Source organism: Bacillus cereus group sp. N14 (assembly GCF_016483555.1).
Classification (GTDB): domain Bacteria; phylum Bacillota; class Bacilli; order Bacillales; family Bacillaceae_G; genus Bacillus_A; species Bacillus_A wiedmannii.
In genome coordinates, this window is the sequence record NZ_JAEHBQ010000008.1 from 119,686 (window position 1) to 138,659 (window position 18,974).

The following is an 18,974-nucleotide window of genomic DNA, read 5'->3' on the forward strand; positions in this document are numbered from 1 at the left end:
AGGGCTTAAAGGATGTCTGAACAAAATACAGCAAAAACATTACCAGATCGCAAAGAAATTGAAGAATCAAGTACGTGGCGATTAGAAGATATTTTCCAAACAGATGCAGAATGGGAAAAAGAATTCCAAGCTATTAAAGAGCTATTACCGAAGTTAACTGAATTTAAAGGGAAACTTGGTGACTCTGCGAACAATTTACTTGAAGCATTGCAATATGAAGACGAAATTTCAATGCGATTAGGTAAGCTATATACATATGCACATATGCGTTACGATCAAGATACAACAAACTCTGTGTATCAAGCGTTAAATGACCGCGCAACAAATTTATATTCACAAGTATCTAGTAGCACAGCATATATTGTGCCTGAAATTTTATCGATTTCAGAAGATACACTGCAAACATTCTTGAAAGAAAATAGAGACTTAAGTGTATATGAACATGCATTAGAAGAAATTACGCGTCAACGCCCGCACGTATTATCTGAAGCGGAAGAGGCTCTATTAGCAGAAGCATCTGAAGTAATGAGTGCGTCAAGTAATACATTTGGTATGTTGAATAATGCGGATTTGAAATTCCCATCTATTAAAGGTGAGGATGGAGAAGAAGTGGAAATTACACATGGTCGTTACATTCAGTTTTTAGAAAGTGATGATCGTCGTGTGCGCGAAGATGCATTCAAAGCTGTATATGAAACGTACGGGAAATATAAGAACACATTTGCAAGCACGTTAAGCGGAGCTGTGAAACGTAATAATTTCAATGCGCGTGTTCGTAAATACGATTCTGCACGTCAAGCTGCATTAAGTAATAATAATATTCCTGAAGCGGTGTATGATCAACTTGTTGAATCTGTAAATGATAATTTACACTTGCTACATCGTTACATTGATATTCGTAAGCGTGCACTAGGACTTGATGAGCTTCATATGTATGATTTATATACACCACTTGTACCAGAAGTGAAAATGAACGTGAAGTATGAAGAAGCACAAGACATGTTATTAAAGTCTTTAAACGTACTTGGTGATGAGTATGTTGACATTTTAAAAGAAGCATATGAAAATCGCTGGGTAGATGTGTATGAGAATAAAGGAAAGCGAAGCGGAGCATATTCATCTGGTGCATATGGAACAAATCCGTATATTTTAATGAACTGGCATGATAATGTAAATAATTTATATACACTTGCTCATGAGTTCGGTCATTCCGTGCATAGTTACTATACAAGAAAGACGCAGCCGCACGTATACGGTGATTATTCAATCTTCGTTGCGGAAGTAGCATCAACTTGTAATGAAGCACTTCTAAACGATTATTTATTAAAAACGACAGAAGATAAGAAAGAGCGTCTATACTTATTAAATCATTATTTAGAAGGATTCCGTGGTACTGTATTCCGTCAAACGATGTTCGCAGAGTTTGAGCATATTATTCATAAGAAAGTACAAGAAGGACATGCGGTTACGCCAGACATGTTAACGGAGATCTACTATGATTTAAATAAGAAATATTTCGGTGATGCTTTAGTAATCGATGAAGAAATTGGTTTAGAGTGGTCTCGTATTCCGCACTTCTACTACAACTATTACGTATACCAATACGCAACAGGATTTAGTGCAGCAACGGCTTTATCTAAACAAATTTTAGAAGAGGGGCAACCAGCAGTAGAACGTTACATTAATGAGTTCTTAAAAGCAGGAAGCTCAGATTATCCAATTGAAGTGCTGAAAAAAGCTGGAGTAGATATGGCATCTCCAGAACCGGTAAAAGAAGCGCTACAAGTATTTGAAGAGAAATTAAATGAATTAGAAGCACTATTATTTGAAGAGAATTAATTGTAAAGACGAGGAATTTACCTCGTCTTTTTTTGTTTTAAATATTTTTGTCGATATTTGTCGAAAAAATAAGGTGAATTTCTTTCTTTTTTCTAAATTAGAAGGCATTTTTACAGGTGATTTTTGTAGTTAAAACCCTTTAAATCGTTTTTTATGGTTGAAATAAGAGAGAGCGATGACAATGACTCCAAATAAAAGAGGGAAGGCAATAATTTTAGGAAAAGCTTGTAGTAGAGAGAGGATGTACAAGAAAAAAGAAACGATGACAGCTAGTAAGATAAGTAAAATATACGTTTTTTTCATACAGAACACCTCCAAAATAGCTTTTTTATAGCTTATTCAGAAATGAAAACGTTTAGAATGTGACAAAAGTGTGAAATTCGACAAAAGGGGTTGTCATCTGACGTCGAATCTTGTAATATAATAAGCGTGAACGAATTCACATACAAACATATACCCCTTTGTTTGAACGTGAAAATTTCTCCCATCCCCTTTAATATTTTTATAAGCCGTAAAGAAAAAGACCTGGTGTTTTACACCAGGTCTTTTTCTTTTGCTATCCATTTCCAATAACGCTCACATTTTACGTCAATCATTTGTACTTTTCGTTTCAGTTGTAATTTTTTCAGTTCACGCTCGATCTCTTGCTGCGAGCAGTCATATATAAATGCTACTTCTTTTGAAGATATAAATTGCGTTGCTTCTAGTAACACTTCTAAAGGTGGTAATGGTTCTGGCTCAATTTCACATTTTACAAGTTCTTTCAATAATTGTACGTATACGTCGTAGGAATAAGTTCCAGCGATTTTAATACCTTCTTCATCTGAATTCGCATGAAAGAATACGAGAGAAGGTATTTCTGTAATATGCATCTCATTTGTAAATTTTAAGTCACATTGGAAAGCTTTTTTTGCGCTAGCGGAATGTAGGTCTTTTTTAAATTCTTCTACATCAATATCGCTATCTCTTGCACATGCAAGTAATAATTCACAGTCAGGGTTTGATACATTTTCAAGGAAAATGTATTCTTGGAGTTTTCGCAAAAACTTCGAACCTGCTTTTCGGCCCTGTAACTCCGCTGCCTTAATTGCCATCGAAACTAAATATGGTGTTGACGATGCTTCTTGCATATGTACCTTTCCATCACATGAAAAACCTTGTAAACTTGTTGTCTTTTCCCACACAAATCGAATATTAGCAGGTTTATTCCATTTGTGTGAGGAAGCGTTCGTTCCGTCCACTTTTCCAGTTACGATATGACGAATAGAGAAGTATTTCCCGTATTCAAGCCATAGTTTAATAATAAAGGGCTCAATTTCCCAGCAATCTTTACAAAGTGGATCAATAAATAAATATGCTTCTACAGACTTATGCTCACATGCGGAAGGAGATGGCATATTTATATGCGTTGCTTCCTGCTTATCCATTACACTTCACCTGTTTCGTTTGGAGTATTAACCATATGCTGAGCAGTTAACGCTAAACGTTCAAAAACGAACTCTCTTATATGACCGTGCACTCCTGTGTCATCCATTGCTTGCTCCATACATGATAGCCAAGCCTCTGCTCGTTTTGGAGTAATCTCAAACGGAAGATGGCGTGCTCTTAACATAGGGTGACCATGTTCTTCAGTGTACAAATTAGGACCACCTAAATATTGCGTTAAAAATTGTTTCTGCTTCCTAGCGGTTTCTGTTAAATCATCTGGGAAGATGGGAGATAGGTCAGGGTGTTTACTGACATAGGAATAAAACGTGTCTACTAATATTGCAATGCATTGTTCACCGCCAATTGCTTCAAATGGTGTCATCGGTTGCTTGCTCATCCTTTATAAACTCCTTTTTCCATGAAATGTATATCTATTGTAGCAATGGAATGTTCCAGAGGGCAAATAAACAGCCTTCATAACGTTCTTTGCTTATTTTTCAAATGTAAAAGAATCTTTTCCTTTTAAAAAGTGAGATATATCCACTAGTAGAACGTATTCACTAGTGGAATTTTCACTTTAGCGTGCTTTGTTTTGTTTGGCAAGGAAAAAGCGTTTTACTTTATTATTTGTATGACGTATTGGTATGTCGTGCTGTTTTAATAAATGAATAAACGCAGCTTTTCCTGTTTCTTCATCTTGCACTTCAAATTCAATTTCATAATCATCGTGATTGTAATAGAAACTATGATCAAAGACAAGCGTTCCGCCTTCAAATAGTGTTTCGGCTCTTTCAGTTGTTAAACTACCCATATAAGTTAAAGTGGAAACAGGAATTTGTAATTTGTGTAGTTGATCCATTACAGCCCCTGGAATGATTACGTTTGTTTTCATCATCATTCTTGCTTCGTCTTCTGTTACGATTTGATGCGTTTCTAACAAGCCGACTTCTGCAGGTTGTTTCAATGTTAATGTATAAGTTTCTCCTTTATGACGAATACGAAGTGCAGAGCCAGCTTCTTTTAACGAGAAGCCCGGTGTTTCAAAGTAGTGATTCACCTGTTTCGTAAATACCTCAATAGAGAATGATTTACATAATGTATCGAATTCTTCTTCTGTAACAATATTTTTAAATTCAATTTCAATTTCTTGTGTCATTGTATGTGCGCTCCTTTTAAAAAATAATTCTTTACACATTATCGCTTTTTCATAAATTTGGTTCAATGTTTTATTTGTTTGCGTCCATGTTATGATACAATAATACTGTTAAGTAAGACAGGAAGTTGAGATGGAGGAGTTAGAGCATGCAAAATAAAATTCAAGTTAAGAGCGTAGAAAAGAGAGAGAATGCGCTTATTTTTTGTGCGGAAAATAATGAAATAGAGGTAAAGGAGCTAAGTGCGCGTAATCACGTACTTGTAGACTCAGACAATTTATCATTTTTATATATTTTAGAAAACGAATCATCTTTCATTTATGTAAGTATTCCGCACACATGCTGGGAATCAATGCATGAAGCGATGAATAACGATATAGTAATGTTCGTTCGTGTGAACGACGTTGAAATGGAATTAGAAAATTTAAAAGAAGAAGTAGAATATTTAGTTGAAAATATTGAAGGTAATGCAAATTACGGAGAAGAACTAGTAACTGCTGTAGAAAAAGTATTTCTATAAGCAAATGGATTGATTTTGGTGGTGGTTGAAATGAATCGAAATTGGGAAGAATTTTTAGCACCTTACCATCAAGCGGTGGCAGAGCTGAAAGTGAAACTAAAAGGAATGCGTACTCAATTTGCAATGTTAACAGAGCATTCTCCAATTGAGTTTGTAACAGGAAGGGTAAAGTCGGTTGCTAGTATTATTGATAAAGCGGAGAAGAGAAATGTACCGTTAGACCGGCTGAGAGAAGATATGCAAGACATCGCGGGCCTTCGAATGATGTGTCAATTTGTTGATGAGATTAAGCCTGTTGTAGAATATCTTCGAAAACGAAATGACTTTGAAATCGTGGAAGAACGTGATTATGTCACGCAAAAGAAAGATAGCGGCTATCGCTCTTATCACGTTGTCATTAGTTACCCCGTTCAAACGATTCAGGGAGAAAAAAAAGTATTGGTAGAAATCCAAATACGCACGTTAGCAATGAATTTTTGGGCAACAATTGAGCATTCTTTAAATTATAAATATAGTGGACGTTTTCCTGAAGATATTAAAATACGCTTGCAACGCGCAGCGGAAGCGGCGTTTTTATTAGATGAAGAAATGTCTTCTATTCGTCTTGAGATTCAAGAAGCGCAGAAAGCTTTTTCAAGAAAACAAGAAACGAAAGATTCCGAATCATAAACTAAAGGGTGTTGGGCGATGAAATTTACAATTATGTCAAAGGGAGATCAATCATCAGATACACTGGCAAGCACGATGAAAGAATACTTGCTAGATTTTGGATTTATAATGGATGAAAAGGAACCCGATATTGTAATTTCTGTTGGGGGAGATGGAACGCTTTTATATGCATTTCATCGTTATTATAATCGATTGGATGAAACAGCATTTGTTGGTGTACATACAGGGCATTTAGGTTTCTATGCAGATTGGTTACCGACAGAAGTAGAGAAATTAGTAATTGCAATTGCTAAAACACCATTCCAAGTGGTGGAATATCCGCTTTTAGAAGTGATTATTCGCTATGTGAATGGGAGTAAAGAGTCACAGTATTTGGCGATGAATGAAGCAACTGTTAAAAGTGCGGAAGGTACATTAGTAACAGAAGTGGAAATACGCGGAGAGTACTTTGAAACGTTCCGCGGGGATGGCCTTTGTATTTCTACTCCTTCGGGAAGTACTGCGTATAATAAGGCGCTTGGCGGAGCGATTATTCACCCTTCTATTGAAGCGATTCAAATTGCAGAAATGGCATCTATTAATAACCGTGTGTTTCGTACTGTAGGCTCGCCACTCGTATTGCCGAAGCATCATACATGTGTGTTGAAGCCGGCTGCAGGAATGAACTTACAAATTACGGTGGACCATTTAACGATGGTTCATCAAGATGTGAAATCAATCCAGTATCGCGTTGCAAACGAGAAAGTACGATTTGTTCGTTTCCGTCCGTTCCCGTTCTGGAAACGAGTTCGTGACTCGTTTGTTGCAGATAAATAGAAAGGGTTTATATATTTGAACAGATTTACATTGAAATGGGATATAGAATCGGCTGAAGAGGGAACTTTAGTTAGAGAATTTTTAAAAACAAAAGGGATTTCTAAAGCCGCCTTAACGGATATAAAATTTCGCGGCGGAGCTATTGAAGTAAATAATCAACATGCCAGTGTTCGTCATCAGTTGCAAGCTGGTGAAGAATTACGTGTCTTTTTTCCAGTGGAAGAAAGAAGTGAAGGGATGATTAAAGAAGATATCCCTTTATGTATTGTATATGAAGATGATGCGGTTCTTGTCATAAACAAAGAGGCGAACATGTCAACGATTCCGTCTAGAGAACATCCGGCAGGTAGTGTTGCGAATGCGCTCTTATCTCATTATGATAAGCAGCATCTTGCAAGTACGGTGCATATCGTAACAAGATTAGATCGTGATACTTCAGGGCTTATGCTTATTGCAAAAAATCGTTTCGTGCATCATCTTTTATCGAAACAGCATCAACAAAAAGCTGTGAAAAGAACATATGAAGCAATTGTTCACGGTGAGATGATAGAACGAGAAGGAACGATTGATGCACCGATTGGACGAAAATCGGATAGCATTATTGAGCGAACCGTTTGTGAAAATGGGCAAAGAGCAGTTACTCATTTTAGAGTGATGGATAGCGCCAATCATAAGACGCATGTATCACTTGAGCTTGAGACCGGAAGAACGCATCAAATTCGTGTACATATGGCTCATATAGGCCATCCGTTACTTGGTGATGATTTATATGGAGGAAGAAGAGATGTGATAAAACGTCAAGCACTTCATAGTACATCTTTGACGTTTTATCATCCTATTTTAGAGAAGGAAATGTCTTTCACTACAACGATTCCAAGCGATATGGAAGAGGTATTAAGGTATACTTAAAAAGGGAACAAAATTCTTATGTAACGAAGAATTTTGTTCCCTTTTTTCTTAGCGGAATAATATTAAAATTTGATTTTCACCCGTGCGCTTTATAACGAAAAAGCCACTTTCGGATTTTGTAGCAATGCCATCGTTATTTGGACGACAATATCCATGCGTTTCGCAAGTACCGTCATCGCGTACTAACATTTGTCCAATTAACCCGACAGGAAGCCACTCGGTACGATCTTTTCTTGCTATATATTTGCAAGTTGGATCCCATTCTGTATTTAAAAGAGGTTGTATGTCTTGCGATTCCGTACGTACATATTGGCGTTTTCCAAAGTTATCTGTTTTATAGCGTTTTTGCCAACTTAAAGCACCGCTATTTCCTATAAGGGCGGGGGTTGCACTAGATATTCCTAAAATGAATGAATCGTTTGAAGTAGCGATCCGAATTTTTTCTTCGCTACTAAATGTAACGAAATAACCTACATCAATAAAATGATTGTCTGTTGTTTCAAACATTTGTGCAAAATCAGTTCCACTTGCATTGTAAGAAGCGCCATCAATATACATTTCCCCATTATGAGCAAGCCACTTTGCACCGATATTATGATCGGTTTCATTTGTGCCGTTTGCAATAAACCAAGAATAAGATTCTTCTGCTGTGCCGAAGCGCCCCATAATATGGCTACCTGCAAAATGAGCTGTTGATGTATGATTACCTTCCGCATGAGAAGAGAATCCGTTAGCGATAGTCGCGGTTCCTTCTGCATGTGCTGCTTCGCCTAAAGCGATTGTATGTTTACCTTCCGCATGAGAATAAGAGCCACCTGCTGTCGTTTCACTTCCTTCACTATGGGAACTATGTCCAGTTGCTTTCGTTTTTGATCCTTCCGCATGAGAGAAAGAAGCTTTTGCGTGTGTAAGAAGTCCTTCTGCATGTGAAGCTGTACCCTCTGCATTAGAGTGAAGCCCCTCTGCATGTGCATATCGTCCCCCTTTTTTTACTTTTGTATTTTCAGGTGTAGGAGTTTGAATTATGATCGTTTTTTCTGTTTGTATATCATTGGATGGTGCTAATGCTTCTCTTATTTTTTTCACTTGATTTATAATAGCAGCTGGAATTTCTGATTCTGCTTTTTTATTTATTGCTACAGGGATGTCTTCTTCTGTATTTTTCTCTGTTTGCTCAGAAGGCACAACCTGTTCAGTGTGAGTAGAGAGAGGTTTATTTTTTTGCTGCATCTTTGTTTTTCTATTATCGATTATGCGGCTCATTACAGCATTTTCTAAAGAGACATATTTTGGTTTAGCTTTGTTTTTGGGGGAAGCCCCTTGTCCGTCCGGTTCTTCTAAAGCTGCAGCTCGAATGCTGCACCAGTTGTTAATTCCGTACATGGGCAGATAAAAAGGCGGGCATTTTCTTTTTTGTTTAGAAGATTTTTTCTTCATTCTGTCACCTCCTGCGACAGTATATGCCGTGTAATTAAAAAAAGATGCACTTTATTTGCATCTTTTTTTAATTACTTTACCTAGTTTTTATAGGAGAGCCGCCTAAATGATACGGTAATCCTCGTAATTTGTGAATGATATCTAAATAAGGGTCGTTATGAAATTGGGCGGAATTTCTCATGGACAAAAGACAGGGAGGAAGGGACGGAAACGGTCTCCATCTCAGGATAACGTAGTCCGGTTAGTTTGCCACCAAATACAGCGCCAGTGTCAATATTGACTGTATGATTTACGAAGCGAGGTTCTTTAACGGGTGTATGTCCATATACAATCCAAGCTTTTCCTTTATATTCTTGTGCCCAGTCGCGACGGACAGGAGAGCCGTCAGCATGTTTTTCTCCTGTAATATCGCCATATAATACAAAGGTCTGTACTTTTTTATCTTGTCTTCCTATGTAATCTTGCCGAATTCCAGCGTGACATACAATTAACCTTTTCTCATCGAGTACGTGATATAAAGGGGATTGCTCATAAAGTGTGATGAATTTTTCTTTTATAATGTTTTGTTTATGAGAAGGCAATGCTTCATATTCGGCAACAGTTGTTTCGAGTCCATGAGCGATTGTCACATTACGCCCAAGGAAAAAACGGTATAGTTTATTACAGTGATTTCCCGGAGCGTAATAAGCTACTTTTTTATTTATAACAAGTTCCCATACAATTTCAATCATACGTAATGAATGAGGGCCGCGATCTGTAATATCACCAACAAAAGCAAGCTTACGTTGGTCAGGGTGAAACGGCAGGTCACTATTCCAGTTGTATCCGAGTTTCGTCGTTAAATCTTGAAACTCTTGAAAGCATCCATGAATATCCCCTATAATGTCAAATTTCATATTTAAACCTCCACCATATTTTTCATTAGTATATCTAAAAAAGGATAGAGATAAAAATATACTGTTTTTGCTCGTCATTTAAACATAAAGATTTTCGTTCTTGAGCGAACATTTAAAACGAATCCAATCGCTATCATGTATGTGAGTAAGGAACTTCCTCCGTAGCTCATAAGGGGTAATGTAATTCCTGTAATAGGTAGTAATCCGATGGTCATCCCGATATTTTGAAATACTTGAAAGGTAAACATTCCGATTGTACCAGCACAGATGTAACTACCGAAAGGGTCATTACTTTCTAAAGCGATATGAATCATGCGGAAAATAAGTAGGAAAAAAAGTGAAATAATGACACTTGCACCTAAGAAGCCGAATTGCTCAGCGACATTGGTGAAAATAAAATCTGTATGTGGTTCTGGAAAGTATACTTGTCCATTTTCCCAACCTTTTCCTTGCATTTCCCCTGATCCAGTAGCTAAGAAAGCTTGTCTTAATTGATAGCCTTGCGCATCATATTTGTATGGCGCTAACCAGCCGTAGAAGCGATTTAGTTGATATTCTTGTAAAATGTGTGCTTTAAAGAATTTTGTATGAGTAAAAAAAATATACGTTAATGTAACGCCAGCTACAAAAATACCAGAAACTAATCCGAAAATAAAACGCCAACGTATACCAGAAACTAGTATCATTGCTGCGAGCATAGCTGAAATTACCATGGTGTTTCCTAAATCAGGTTCCTTTGCAATAAGTAGTAGGGGTGGCAAACTTGTTGCACATATTTTTCCGAGTAATAAAAAATCGTCGTGTATTGTTCGGAAAAAATGTTTCTCATTGTGATTTGCTATAATTCGTCCGGTGACGATAATTAAAAACAATTTCATAATTTCGGAAGGCTGGAAATTTCCGAAGCCTGGAAGCCTGTACCAAGCGGTCGCACCTTTTATTGTAACGGCACCTGGTACTTGAAGTTCTAGTCCAATTAGTAGTACCAATGCAAAGCTATATAAATACCAAGCAATTTTTTGATAACGATCGAAATCAATAATCATAATCATACCAATGGCTATAAATCCAATGAAGTACCATTGGATTTGCTTTAATACAAAATTTACGCTTTGCAAAAATGGTGGTAAAGAGGCTTGTGCACTTGCAATTGCAAAGCAACTAACAGTCCCAATGGCAAATAAGATGAATAGTAATACGTAGTCTATTTGATATTGAGAATTTGGATCTTTCAATGTATGTATTCCTTTCTATCGCCTAGTAAGTATAATGGATCATGTCATGAAAAAAATAATATACAAGCAGACTATGCATACATTTATTCCACTATTTGTGGGAAGTCATACATCACGAGGAAGGAATAGCTCCTCCCTTGTGATGGACTATATTGCACGGAGCTCTTTTGTAATGATATTTAAACAATAAGAAAGTCGTGCATGTGTATTTTTATCTGGAATGAGGTTTGGAAATAAATCGTAAAATTTGGTCGCATTTTTATACCATCCGTAAGCTCTTATCAAACCTTTTTTATAATATTTGGCGTCTTGTAAGAAACCATACTTTTTCGAGGTTAAAACGAGCTGAGAAAAATCTTCACAGCCCTCAAGGAATTTGTGACGTACTTGCTGTCCAGTATGAAGACGGAATGAACTTAAGGGCTCAGTTATATACATCGCATCACCTTTTGAAAGTAAACTTATCCAAGAGGCCATATCAACACTACAACCATATTTTCTGCCATTTAAAGTGCCGAAAGGTTCCGTTAATAGGCTTTTTCTAAAGAGTACGATTGTAGGCTCACCGATAATATTTTGTCCTGCTAGAAGCATACGGTTTCCAAAATCTTTCCCATTTAGTAGAGTATCTTCATCATATAATTTTTTCATGGAGGGATGTTGTTCAATTATATCTCCATTATCATCAATCCAAGTGCGATAGGATGTGATAAGCGCGAGATTCTTATTTAAGTCTTGTTGAAAATGAAACATCATTTTTTCGATTTTATTATTATAAAATGTATCATCGTCCATTAAGAAATTTATGTACTCTCCATTTGACTGTTCTAAGAGCATGAGGGCGTTATGAAATTGTCCTAGAGTAGAGGCATTTCGAATGTATGTTATATGTTTATGCTTATGTAAATAATGTCTGTATATTAATTTTTCTGTTTCATTATTTGTACTATCGTCCCCTACAATAATTTCAATATTTGAATACGTTTGCGCTAATGCACTTTCTAAAGCAATTTTAAAATAATGTGGTCGATTATAGGTGGGAATAAGGATGGAAACGAGAGGCGGATTTTTTATATTATTCATATACAACTACCTTTCAGAAGTTTTTTGTGTAAGAATAATATCTTGATAACTTGTGTGTTCGGTTCTGCTACACCATGAACCATAATGAGGGGGGGACTGTATTTCTAGCCCATATTTATTTAATAGGGTACGAATATCGTCCTCAGGATAGGCAACTGCGAAATTAGGGATATCTTTATTTAGAACATAACAATTGTCAACTTGATGATAAAAACCTAACGTACTTAGTCCTGCATTTAAATAATAGGATGATTCAGGGTTAATTAAAAAGAAAGTAATAAAACATCTCCCATCTTTTTTCAGAACTCGTGCAATCTCGCATACGTAATGTTCTAATTCTTTCGGAAGGAGATGGGTAAATACAGACGTTAAAAAAATAAAATCGAATGATTCATCTTCATATGGAAACTTATATTGGGAAGCATCTTCTTTTCCATCGGGATTGTAGAATTGATTATATATATCGACATGTTCAAAATGGAAATTGTTACGGCGTGTAGAAATGTTATTTTTGCACCATGTAATTCCCGCATTGAATAAGTCAAATCCATAATAAGTACCTTCATCGCTTAAATAGTTCATTAATGGAACCGCCATTCGGCCAATGCCGCAGCCTACATCTAACACTGTTTCATTTGATTTTAAATTGCCAATTTCAATAAAATACTGCATAAACTCTTTTCCAACTTCTTTAAAATTACCACCTACATATTGAACGAGTTCTGGTGGTGGAATTAATGTGATTTTTTTCTCGTTTTCGTTCATACATTCACTCCGTCCTTGTAGTAAAGTAGGGGATTTCTATTGTATATATAAGTTAATCATTTATAGTGAGGGGAACTTTACACAATTAGTTTTTATGAATAAGTAGTGTAATAGGACCCCTCAAAAAATAAAGTTATATTCTATTCTTTTCGCCAATAAATACCGAAATCATCAATTTTAGTAATAGGAGCTTGTAAGTTTCTTTCCTTTCTGAAATCAGTTACAGCCTCTGCGCATGTTACCAATCCGTAATCATCAATAATAATATAGCCGCCTGTTGAAACTTTATCGTATAAGTTTACAAGACTATCCATCGTTGATTCATACATATCACCATCAAGGCGAGCAATTGCAATTTTTTCTACCGGTGCTGAAGGCAATGTATCTTTAAACCAACCCTTTAAAAATTTCACCTGATCATTTAATAAATCGTATTTTCTAAAGTTTTCTTGCACTGTTTCTAAAGAAACTCGTAAGTAATCGAATGTGTGCAAATAATCACCGTAATCTTTCGGATATTGTTCTAAGTTAGGTGCTGGCAGACCTTCAAACGAATCGGCAACCCACACAGTACGATCCGTAATGTTGTTTGCTTGTAAAAAACCATTCATAAAAATGCATGATCCTCCGCGCCATACACCAGTTTCAATAAAATCACCTTCTATATTTTCCCTTACAACAGTTTCCATAGCCTCATGTAATTGATTCATGCGTTTTCGACCAACCATACTGTGTGCTGCTCTTGGCCAATCCTTGCCACCTTGACGCGCATTTTTTGAAACGTTAGGATCAACGATTTTTAAATTGTGATTTTCTACGTATTGCTTAAGAAATAAAGGAAGTGGAACTGTAACTGGTTCATATGATAGCTCTTTAGATATATGTAGTGAAGCAGGTAAGTATGGTTCGTATTCTAACCATATTTCAAATAAAATTGTTTTCTTTAATAACTCGAGATAAAGCTGGACAGCTGATTGATTTTCCATATAAGTGCCTCCTGCAGAATGTCATACAACATTATGACTATGTAGAAAAGAAAGATTTAATGATTGAATTTACAAATGAAAAAGCAGTAAGACTGATATCAGTCTTACTGCTAAGTACAAAATTAAGCGATTTTTTCAATAATAATTGATGCACTTGTACCAAGAGCTAGTGATAATCCAATTCCTGTAACAACTGCTTCAACGAGTGATGGTGTTGTAGTAATTTGTGTAATGGCTTGGATAACGATAGGAGCTCCAAGTGAAATTAAGCTTGTGCCTGCACCTGGTACAGGAATGCCATTAACTTGAATCCCAAGACTTCCTAATAAACTTACTGCCGCTGTATAAGCAATAACAGTAATTTTATAGAAACCAGTTTCACTAATTACGAAAGTATCGGCATCCATTTGAGAAATTGCCGTACCAAACTGAGATCCAACGGTATTAAATGGTACTGGATCATTAATCCCAAGAGCTAAAGAAACTGTAGCTGAGTTAAAGGCATACAATCCTGCTGGAAGTCCTAAGCCAGAAGGTCCAGTCGGCCCAGTTGGTCCAGTCGGTCCGGTAGCGCCAGTCGGCCCAGTCGGCCCAGTCGGTCCAGTTAGCCCAGTCGGTCCAGTCGGTCCAGTTGGTCCAGTTGGTCCAGTCGGTCCGGTAGCACCAGTAGCACCAGTTTGCCCAGTCGGCCCAGTCGGTCCAGTTAGCCCAGTCGGTCCAGTCGGCCCAGTTAGCCCAGTCGGTCCAGTCGGTCCAGTCGGCCCAGTTGGTCCAGTTGGTCCAGTCGGCCCAGTTGGTCCAGTTGGTCCAGTCGGTCCAGTTGGTCCAGAAGGTCCAGTTGGTACAGTTGGCCCAGTCGGCCCAGTTGGTCCAGTCGGTCCAGTCGGCCCGGTAGGAAGGGTAAACGGTGGTATTGGTGGTAATGTTGGTCCTACAAGATTAGGGTCAAATGCACTAGCTGATAAAGATTCATCGGGATTTAATCCATCTGAATAATTATTATTTGACATAAATTCACCTCCATAAAGCGTTCATTATATAGTAGATGCAAAACCGGAAGAAAATGACACGGACATTTGAATTATTGAAAAGAAATCTTAAACTGCTTGTGCAAGTTAAAAAAGTGGAAAGTTTATTGTATGTATAACATATGATTGATTTGGAAGAGGGTGATTATGTTGAACAAGCAAGGAATTACAATTAGTTTATGTATGATTGTTCGAGATGAGGAAGATACAATCGGTCGATGTTTAGACGCAGTAGAAAAAATCGTTGATGAAATTATTATAGTTGATACAGGTTCTATTGATCGAACGAAAGAAATTGTAGCTCAATATACCTCTAACATATATGACTTTCCATGGATTAATGATTTTGCGGCAGCTAGAAATTTTTCTTTTTCAAAAGCAACGCAAGAATATATATTATGGCTAGATGCTGATGATGTGTTATTAGAAGATGCTCAAGAGGCATTGAAGCTATTAAAAAAAGAATTAGATTCTAATGTGGATGCTGTTTCGATGCCTTATCATCTTGTAATGGATTCTAATGGGAAACCTTTATACTGTACAAAAAGATATCGGCTTGTAAAGCGTGAAAAAGAATTTCAATGGTTTGGAAAGGTGCATGAGTATTTAGCTATTTTTGGTGAGATTTTTAATAGTAATGTTGCGATTACGCATAAAAAAGAAAAGAAAGTAACGAACCGCAATTTGAAAATTTTTCAGGATGCTGTAGCAGCTGGAGAAGAATTGAGTCCGAGAGATTTGTTTTATTACGCGAATGAATCTATGGATAATCAAAAATATGATGATGCAGTTTTACTTTATAAAACATTTCTTAATCAAGATGAAGGTTGGTATGAAGAGAAAATTTATGCATGTGGTAAATTAGGAGATTGCTATGCAAAGCTTGGAATGTGGGAGAAGGCAGTTGAATCTTGTGTAAAGTCATTTCGGTATGATGTCCCTAGAGGAGAGAATTGTACAAGAATAGGATATATATATATGGATCAACAAAAATACAATGAAGCAATTTTTTGGTTTAAACTTGCAACAGAAGTGACAATGGCAACAGAGAGTCCTTTTCACAGTCCAGCTAGCTACACATGGATTCCCTATTTACAAATGTGTATTTGTTATAGCAAGTTAGGCGAGCAAGATAAAGCTTATTATTACAATGAATTAGCAGCTTCTTATGTTCCGAATAATGCTGCAATTGAATACAATCGCAAATATTTTCGGAGTGTTTTTGATGAACAATATAAATAGTTATAGGTTGCGTTTTTATTACGATTCTAACTCTAATAGATTGGTTATATAGTAAAGTATCGGCAATGTAACCAGTACTGGTTACATCTATAGACTTTAGATGAGATTTATATTTCAAATTCAATTTGCATAAGGAGTGTGTAAAATGAATTCCCCAAAAAATTCTTTATACGAAGAAAAGTCCGGGCATTATTATAATGCAGTGAATCCAAATTTATTAAAGCATATAAAAAAGGAATGGAAAGAAGTTCTTGATATCGGTTGCTCGAGTGGTGCACTGGGAGCTGCCATAAAAGAAAATGGCACACGTGTATCAGGAATAGAGGCATTCCCAGAGGCGGCAGAACAAGCAAAAGAAAAACTAGATCATGTTGTTTTAGGCGATATAGAAACAATGGATATGCCGTATGAGGAGGAGCAATTTGATTGTGTTATATTTGGTGACGTATTAGAGCATTTATTTGATCCGTGGGCTGTAATAGAAAAAGTAAAACCATATATAAAGCAAAATGGTGTGATTTTGGCTAGTATCCCGAACGTTTCACACATTTCAGTATTAGCTCCCTTACTTGCTGGAAATTGGACGTATACAGAATATGGTTTATTAGATAAAACACATATTCGCTTCTTTACATTTAATGAAATGCTACGAATGTTTTTAAAAGCAGGCTATTCAATTAGTAAAGTAGATCGTGTATATGTTGATCATAAAATGTATGAACCGCTTATTGAGGAATTATATGGAATTTGTAAAAAATATCGTCTTGGAAGTGGCTTCATGGCTGAGACGGTCGTATTTCAATACATTATTGAAGCAGAAAAATCAAAATTATGAGTGCGGCAGATAAAACAATATTATTTGTTACGTGTATAAATGATCGGCAAATGTATGCACAATGTGCGCGCCATATATTACAATTGCCAGTTCCACCAGGATATACGATACAGTTTATGCCGATTCGGAATGCAGAAAGTATGACGAGCGGATATAATAAAGCGATTTCGCATCCAGCGAAATATAAAGTGTATATACATCAAGATGTTTTCATTGTAAATATGGGATTTTTATACGGATTAATTCAATTGTTTCAGGAACATGAACATCTTGGAATGATTGGTATGGTTGGAGCCCAATATGTTCCTCCAAATGGAACATGGAATGTAGGCAGAGGAGTTGTTGGAAAAGTAATTGGTTATATGAATGATTTATTTTATATGGCCAGTCAAGAAAAACCGTACCATGAGTCAAAAACATTTATGCCCGTTGAATGTATTGACGGTTTATTGATGGCAACGCAATACGATATTCCGTGGCGGGAAGACTTGTTTGATGGGTTTGACTTTTATGATGTGTCTCAATCATTTGAATTTAGAAAAGCTGGCTATACAGTGGGGGTTCCTGTACAGCGTGATGCGTGGTGCATTCATTATCATATTGATGTGAATATGACGAACTATGAAAAGTATAGAAAGATATTTGTGGAGCACTATATGTCAGATGTAAATCAAGACGAATAGAGGGGCTACAAAATGAAAAATCATACAATATTAGTCGTTGTTTGTATAAATAATGAAGAGCTATTTGAACAATGCGAGAGACAAATACGAAACCTTTTTGTTCCCCCTGGTTATGTTGTACAAATTTTTCCGATACGGGATGCGAAAAGTATGGCAAGTGCATATAACCGAGCACTTGCATATCCCGCGAAGTATAAGGTTTATATACATCAAGATACTTATCTTATTAATCGAGAGATGTTTTATACACTCATTTCACTTTTTAAAGATAACGAAAAACTTGGTTTAATTGGCGTAGCTGGTGCTCAGTTTTTACCGAGTAACGGGATATGGTGGGAAGGGAAAAATTTAGTAGGGAAAGTGATTGAGTACAGAAGACAGAATTATCAACTATTAAATTTGGATCAGCTGTTTTATGGGAATCAATCATTTATGTCAGTTCAAGCAATTGATGGATTATTAATGGCCACACAATATGATATTCCATGGCGAGAAGACTTGTTTCAAGGATTCCACTTTTATGATGTGTCGCAGTCTTTAGAGTTTCAAAAAGCGGGTTATTTAATTGGTATCCCTAATCAAGCAAATTTATGGTGTATTCATTACAACGGGGATGAGTTTGATGCGGATACATATGAGAAGTATAGGAAAGTGTTTGTAGAACATTACAAAGATATACTATCTCCATCATAAGGGAGAGATGCAGGATGAAAGGAATTATTTTAGCAGGTGGAACTGGATCGAGATTATATCCAATAACGAAAGTAACGAATAAACATTTGCTTCCTGTTGGACGTTACCCAATGATTTATCATGCGGTATATAAGCTAAAACAATGCGAGATTACAGATATTATGATTATTACAGGTAAAGAGCATATGGGGGATGTTGTTAGTTTTTTAGGGAGCGGTCAAGAGTTTGGCGTGTCCTTTACGTATCGTGTGCAAGATAAGGCTGGCGGAATTGCACAAGCATTAGGGCTTTGTGAGGATTTCGTTGGGAATGATCGCATGGTAGTTATATTAGGGGATAATATCTTTTCTGATGACATTCGTCCGTATGTTGAAGAGTTTGCAAATCAAAAAGAAGGTGCGAAAGTACTGCTGCAATCTGTAGATGATCCGGAGAGATTTGGTGTAGCGAATATTCAAAACCGAAAAATAATTGAAATTGAAGAAAAACCGAAAGAGCCGAAAAGTTCTTATGCAGTTACAGGAATTTATTTGTATGATTCGAAAGTTTTTTCTTATATAAAAGAATTAAAACCTTCCGCAAGGGGAGAACTTGAAATTACAGATATTAATAATTGGTATTTAAAACGAGGGGTACTTACTTATAATGAAATGAGCGGTTGGTGGACGGATGCGGGAACTCATGTTTCTCTTCAAAAGGCGAATACGTTAGCGAGGGATATAAACTTTGGGAAACAGTTTAACGGAGAATAGGTGA

The 18,974-nt window shown here is 36.6% G+C and carries 21 protein-coding genes; 10 read left to right on the top strand and 11 right to left on the bottom strand.

The features are described from left to right. The first annotated feature begins 12 nt into the window (after nt 1–12). Nucleotides 13–1,839 (top strand): oligoendopeptidase F, encoded by a 1,827-nt coding sequence (gene pepF / locus JDS82_RS13965; RefSeq protein ID WP_088057601.1) that lies wholly within the window; start codon nt 13–15, stop codon nt 1,837–1,839. Nucleotides 1,840–1,968: 129 nt separating this feature from the next. On the opposite strand, the gene JDS82_RS13970 is transcribed toward pepF, so the two are convergent. The 4 genes from JDS82_RS13970 to JDS82_RS13985 form a co-directional block, all read right to left on the bottom strand. After that, entirely contained in the window at nt 1,969–2,142 is a 174-nt protein-coding gene (locus tag JDS82_RS13970; RefSeq protein ID WP_046957017.1) for a hypothetical protein, read from the bottom strand. Between the two features lie 230 nt (nt 2,143–2,372). Next, nucleotides 2,373–3,266, bottom strand: a complete 894-nt coding sequence (locus JDS82_RS13975) for a ClpXP adapter SpxH family protein (protein WP_000360672.1) — start codon at nt 3,264–3,266, stop codon at nt 2,373–2,375. After that, nucleotides 3,266–3,664, bottom strand: coding sequence for a globin domain-containing protein (locus JDS82_RS13980; RefSeq protein WP_000043382.1), 399 nt, complete (start codon nt 3,662–3,664; stop codon nt 3,266–3,268). The genes JDS82_RS13975 and JDS82_RS13980 overlap by 1 nt, the downstream gene beginning before the upstream one ends. A gap of 180 nt (nt 3,665–3,844) precedes the next feature. After that, nucleotides 3,845–4,423 (bottom strand): CYTH domain-containing protein, encoded by a 579-nt coding sequence (locus JDS82_RS13985; protein ID WP_000191103.1) that lies wholly within the window; start codon nt 4,421–4,423, stop codon nt 3,845–3,847. A gap of 146 nt (nt 4,424–4,569) precedes the next feature. On the opposite strand from JDS82_RS13985, the gene JDS82_RS13990 reads away from it, so the two are divergent. From JDS82_RS13990 to JDS82_RS14005, 4 genes are read left to right on the top strand one after another with little or no spacing between them, the layout of a single operon-like run. Beyond that, entirely contained in the window at nt 4,570–4,941 is a 372-nt protein-coding gene (locus JDS82_RS13990; protein WP_001179998.1) for a UPF0738 family protein, read from the top strand. Nucleotides 4,942–4,971: 30 nt separating this feature from the next. Then, nucleotides 4,972–5,610 (top strand): GTP diphosphokinase, encoded by a 639-nt coding sequence (gene yjbM / locus JDS82_RS13995; protein ID WP_001081480.1) that lies wholly within the window; start codon nt 4,972–4,974, stop codon nt 5,608–5,610. Between the two features lie 18 nt (nt 5,611–5,628). Further along, nucleotides 5,629–6,426, top strand: coding sequence for an NAD kinase (locus JDS82_RS14000; protein ID WP_000673190.1), 798 nt, complete (start codon nt 5,629–5,631; stop codon nt 6,424–6,426). Between the two features lie 15 nt (nt 6,427–6,441). Then, nucleotides 6,442–7,335 carry an RluA family pseudouridine synthase gene (locus JDS82_RS14005; RefSeq protein ID WP_087984736.1) on the top strand — a complete coding sequence of 298 codons (894 nt, stop codon included), beginning with the start codon at nt 6,442–6,444 and terminating at the stop codon, nt 7,333–7,335. A gap of 48 nt (nt 7,336–7,383) precedes the next feature. Here the strand turns inward: JDS82_RS14005 and JDS82_RS14010 are convergent, their stop codons facing one another. The 7 genes from JDS82_RS14010 to JDS82_RS14040 form a co-directional block, all read right to left on the bottom strand. Then, nucleotides 7,384–8,772 carry a peptidase G2 autoproteolytic cleavage domain-containing protein gene (locus JDS82_RS14010; RefSeq protein WP_098057920.1) on the bottom strand — a complete coding sequence of 463 codons (1,389 nt, stop codon included), beginning with the start codon at nt 8,770–8,772 and terminating at the stop codon, nt 7,384–7,386. Nucleotides 8,773–8,927: 155 nt separating this feature from the next. Next, entirely contained in the window at nt 8,928–9,668 is a 741-nt protein-coding gene (gene prpE / locus JDS82_RS14015) for a bis(5'-nucleosyl)-tetraphosphatase PrpE (RefSeq protein WP_000667005.1), read from the bottom strand. A gap of 74 nt (nt 9,669–9,742) precedes the next feature. Next, a complete protein-coding gene (locus JDS82_RS14020) occupies nt 9,743–10,903 on the bottom strand; it encodes an FtsW/RodA/SpoVE family cell cycle protein (protein ID WP_199713469.1) in 1,161 nt (386 codons plus the stop codon). Between the two features lie 147 nt (nt 10,904–11,050). Then, entirely contained in the window at nt 11,051–11,986 is a 936-nt protein-coding gene (locus JDS82_RS14025) for a glycosyltransferase family 2 protein (RefSeq protein WP_001059627.1), read from the bottom strand. Between the two features lie 6 nt (nt 11,987–11,992). Then, nucleotides 11,993–12,751 carry a class I SAM-dependent methyltransferase gene (locus tag JDS82_RS14030; protein WP_199713470.1) on the bottom strand — a complete coding sequence of 253 codons (759 nt, stop codon included), beginning with the start codon at nt 12,749–12,751 and terminating at the stop codon, nt 11,993–11,995. Nucleotides 12,752–12,891: 140 nt separating this feature from the next. Next, nucleotides 12,892–13,737 (bottom strand): TylF/MycF family methyltransferase, encoded by an 846-nt coding sequence (locus JDS82_RS14035; protein WP_048559551.1) that lies wholly within the window; start codon nt 13,735–13,737, stop codon nt 12,892–12,894. Between the two features lie 122 nt (nt 13,738–13,859). Then, nucleotides 13,860–14,747: a BclA C-terminal domain-containing protein gene (locus tag JDS82_RS14040; RefSeq protein ID WP_199713471.1), complete on the bottom strand. Its 888-nt coding sequence runs from the start codon at nt 14,745–14,747 to the stop codon at nt 13,860–13,862. Nucleotides 14,748–14,912: 165 nt separating this feature from the next. On the opposite strand from JDS82_RS14040, the gene JDS82_RS14045 reads away from it, so the two are divergent. The 5 genes from JDS82_RS14045 to JDS82_RS14065 all read left to right on the top strand — a co-directional run bounded on the left by JDS82_RS14045 (nt 14,913) and on the right by JDS82_RS14065 (nt 18,970). Continuing rightward, entirely contained in the window at nt 14,913–16,007 is a 1,095-nt protein-coding gene (locus JDS82_RS14045) for a glycosyltransferase (protein WP_199713472.1), read from the top strand. Between the two features lie 145 nt (nt 16,008–16,152). Further along, nucleotides 16,153–16,842 (top strand): class I SAM-dependent methyltransferase, encoded by a 690-nt coding sequence (locus JDS82_RS14050; RefSeq protein WP_061672184.1) that lies wholly within the window; start codon nt 16,153–16,155, stop codon nt 16,840–16,842. Further along, on the top strand, nt 16,839–17,525 hold the full coding sequence (locus JDS82_RS14055; protein ID WP_061672183.1) for a glycosyltransferase family protein: 687 nt from the start codon (nt 16,839–16,841) through the stop codon (nt 17,523–17,525). The genes JDS82_RS14050 and JDS82_RS14055 overlap by 4 nt, the downstream gene beginning before the upstream one ends. Nucleotides 17,526–17,537: 12 nt before the next feature. Then, a complete protein-coding gene (locus JDS82_RS14060) occupies nt 17,538–18,218 on the top strand; it encodes a glycosyltransferase family protein (protein WP_061672182.1) in 681 nt (226 codons plus the stop codon). Nucleotides 18,219–18,232: 14 nt separating this feature from the next. Next, nucleotides 18,233–18,970: a sugar phosphate nucleotidyltransferase gene (locus JDS82_RS14065; protein WP_061672181.1), complete on the top strand. Its 738-nt coding sequence runs from the start codon at nt 18,233–18,235 to the stop codon at nt 18,968–18,970. Nucleotides 18,971–18,974: the final 4 nt, after the last annotated feature.

What these genes read in the sequence shown, in the direction of transcription:
- JDS82_RS14050 (WP_061672184.1), top strand. Translation starts at nt 16,153, where the DNA reads ATGAATTCCCCAAAAAATTCTTTATACGAAGAAAAGTCCGGGCATTAT.
- JDS82_RS14065 (WP_061672181.1), top strand. Translation starts at nt 18,233, where the DNA reads ATGAAAGGAATTATTTTAGCAGGTGGAACTGGATCGAGATTATATCCA.
- JDS82_RS14025 (WP_001059627.1), bottom strand. Translation starts at nt 11,986, where the DNA reads ATGAATAATATAAAAAATCCGCCTCTCGTTTCCATCCTTATTCCCACC.
- JDS82_RS14060 (WP_061672182.1), top strand. Translation starts at nt 17,538, where the DNA reads ATGAAAAATCATACAATATTAGTCGTTGTTTGTATAAATAATGAAGAG.
- JDS82_RS14035 (WP_048559551.1), bottom strand. Translation starts at nt 13,737, where the DNA reads ATGGAAAATCAATCAGCTGTCCAGCTTTATCTCGAGTTATTAAAGAAA.
- JDS82_RS14030 (WP_199713470.1), bottom strand. Translation starts at nt 12,751, where the DNA reads ATGAACGAAAACGAGAAAAAAATCACATTAATTCCACCACCAGAACTC.
- prpE (WP_000667005.1), bottom strand. Translation starts at nt 9,668, where the DNA reads ATGAAATTTGACATTATAGGGGATATTCATGGATGCTTTCAAGAGTTT.
- JDS82_RS13980 (WP_000043382.1), bottom strand. Translation starts at nt 3,664, where the DNA reads ATGAGCAAGCAACCGATGACACCATTTGAAGCAATTGGCGGTGAACAA.
- JDS82_RS13990 (WP_001179998.1), top strand. Translation starts at nt 4,570, where the DNA reads ATGCAAAATAAAATTCAAGTTAAGAGCGTAGAAAAGAGAGAGAATGCG.
- pepF (WP_088057601.1), top strand. Translation starts at nt 13, where the DNA reads ATGTCTGAACAAAATACAGCAAAAACATTACCAGATCGCAAAGAAATT.
- JDS82_RS14010 (WP_098057920.1), bottom strand. Translation starts at nt 8,772, where the DNA reads ATGAAGAAAAAATCTTCTAAACAAAAAAGAAAATGCCCGCCTTTTTAT.
- JDS82_RS13970 (WP_046957017.1), bottom strand. Translation starts at nt 2,142, where the DNA reads ATGAAAAAAACGTATATTTTACTTATCTTACTAGCTGTCATCGTTTCT.
- JDS82_RS13975 (WP_000360672.1), bottom strand. Translation starts at nt 3,266, where the DNA reads ATGGATAAGCAGGAAGCAACGCATATAAATATGCCATCTCCTTCCGCA.
- JDS82_RS13985 (WP_000191103.1), bottom strand. Translation starts at nt 4,423, where the DNA reads ATGACACAAGAAATTGAAATTGAATTTAAAAATATTGTTACAGAAGAA.
- yjbM (WP_001081480.1), top strand. Translation starts at nt 4,972, where the DNA reads ATGAATCGAAATTGGGAAGAATTTTTAGCACCTTACCATCAAGCGGTG.
- JDS82_RS14040 (WP_199713471.1), bottom strand. Translation starts at nt 14,747, where the DNA reads ATGTCAAATAATAATTATTCAGATGGATTAAATCCCGATGAATCTTTA.
- JDS82_RS14045 (WP_199713472.1), top strand. Translation starts at nt 14,913, where the DNA reads ATGTTGAACAAGCAAGGAATTACAATTAGTTTATGTATGATTGTTCGA.
- JDS82_RS14000 (WP_000673190.1), top strand. Translation starts at nt 5,629, where the DNA reads ATGAAATTTACAATTATGTCAAAGGGAGATCAATCATCAGATACACTG.
- JDS82_RS14055 (WP_061672183.1), top strand. Translation starts at nt 16,839, where the DNA reads ATGAGTGCGGCAGATAAAACAATATTATTTGTTACGTGTATAAATGAT.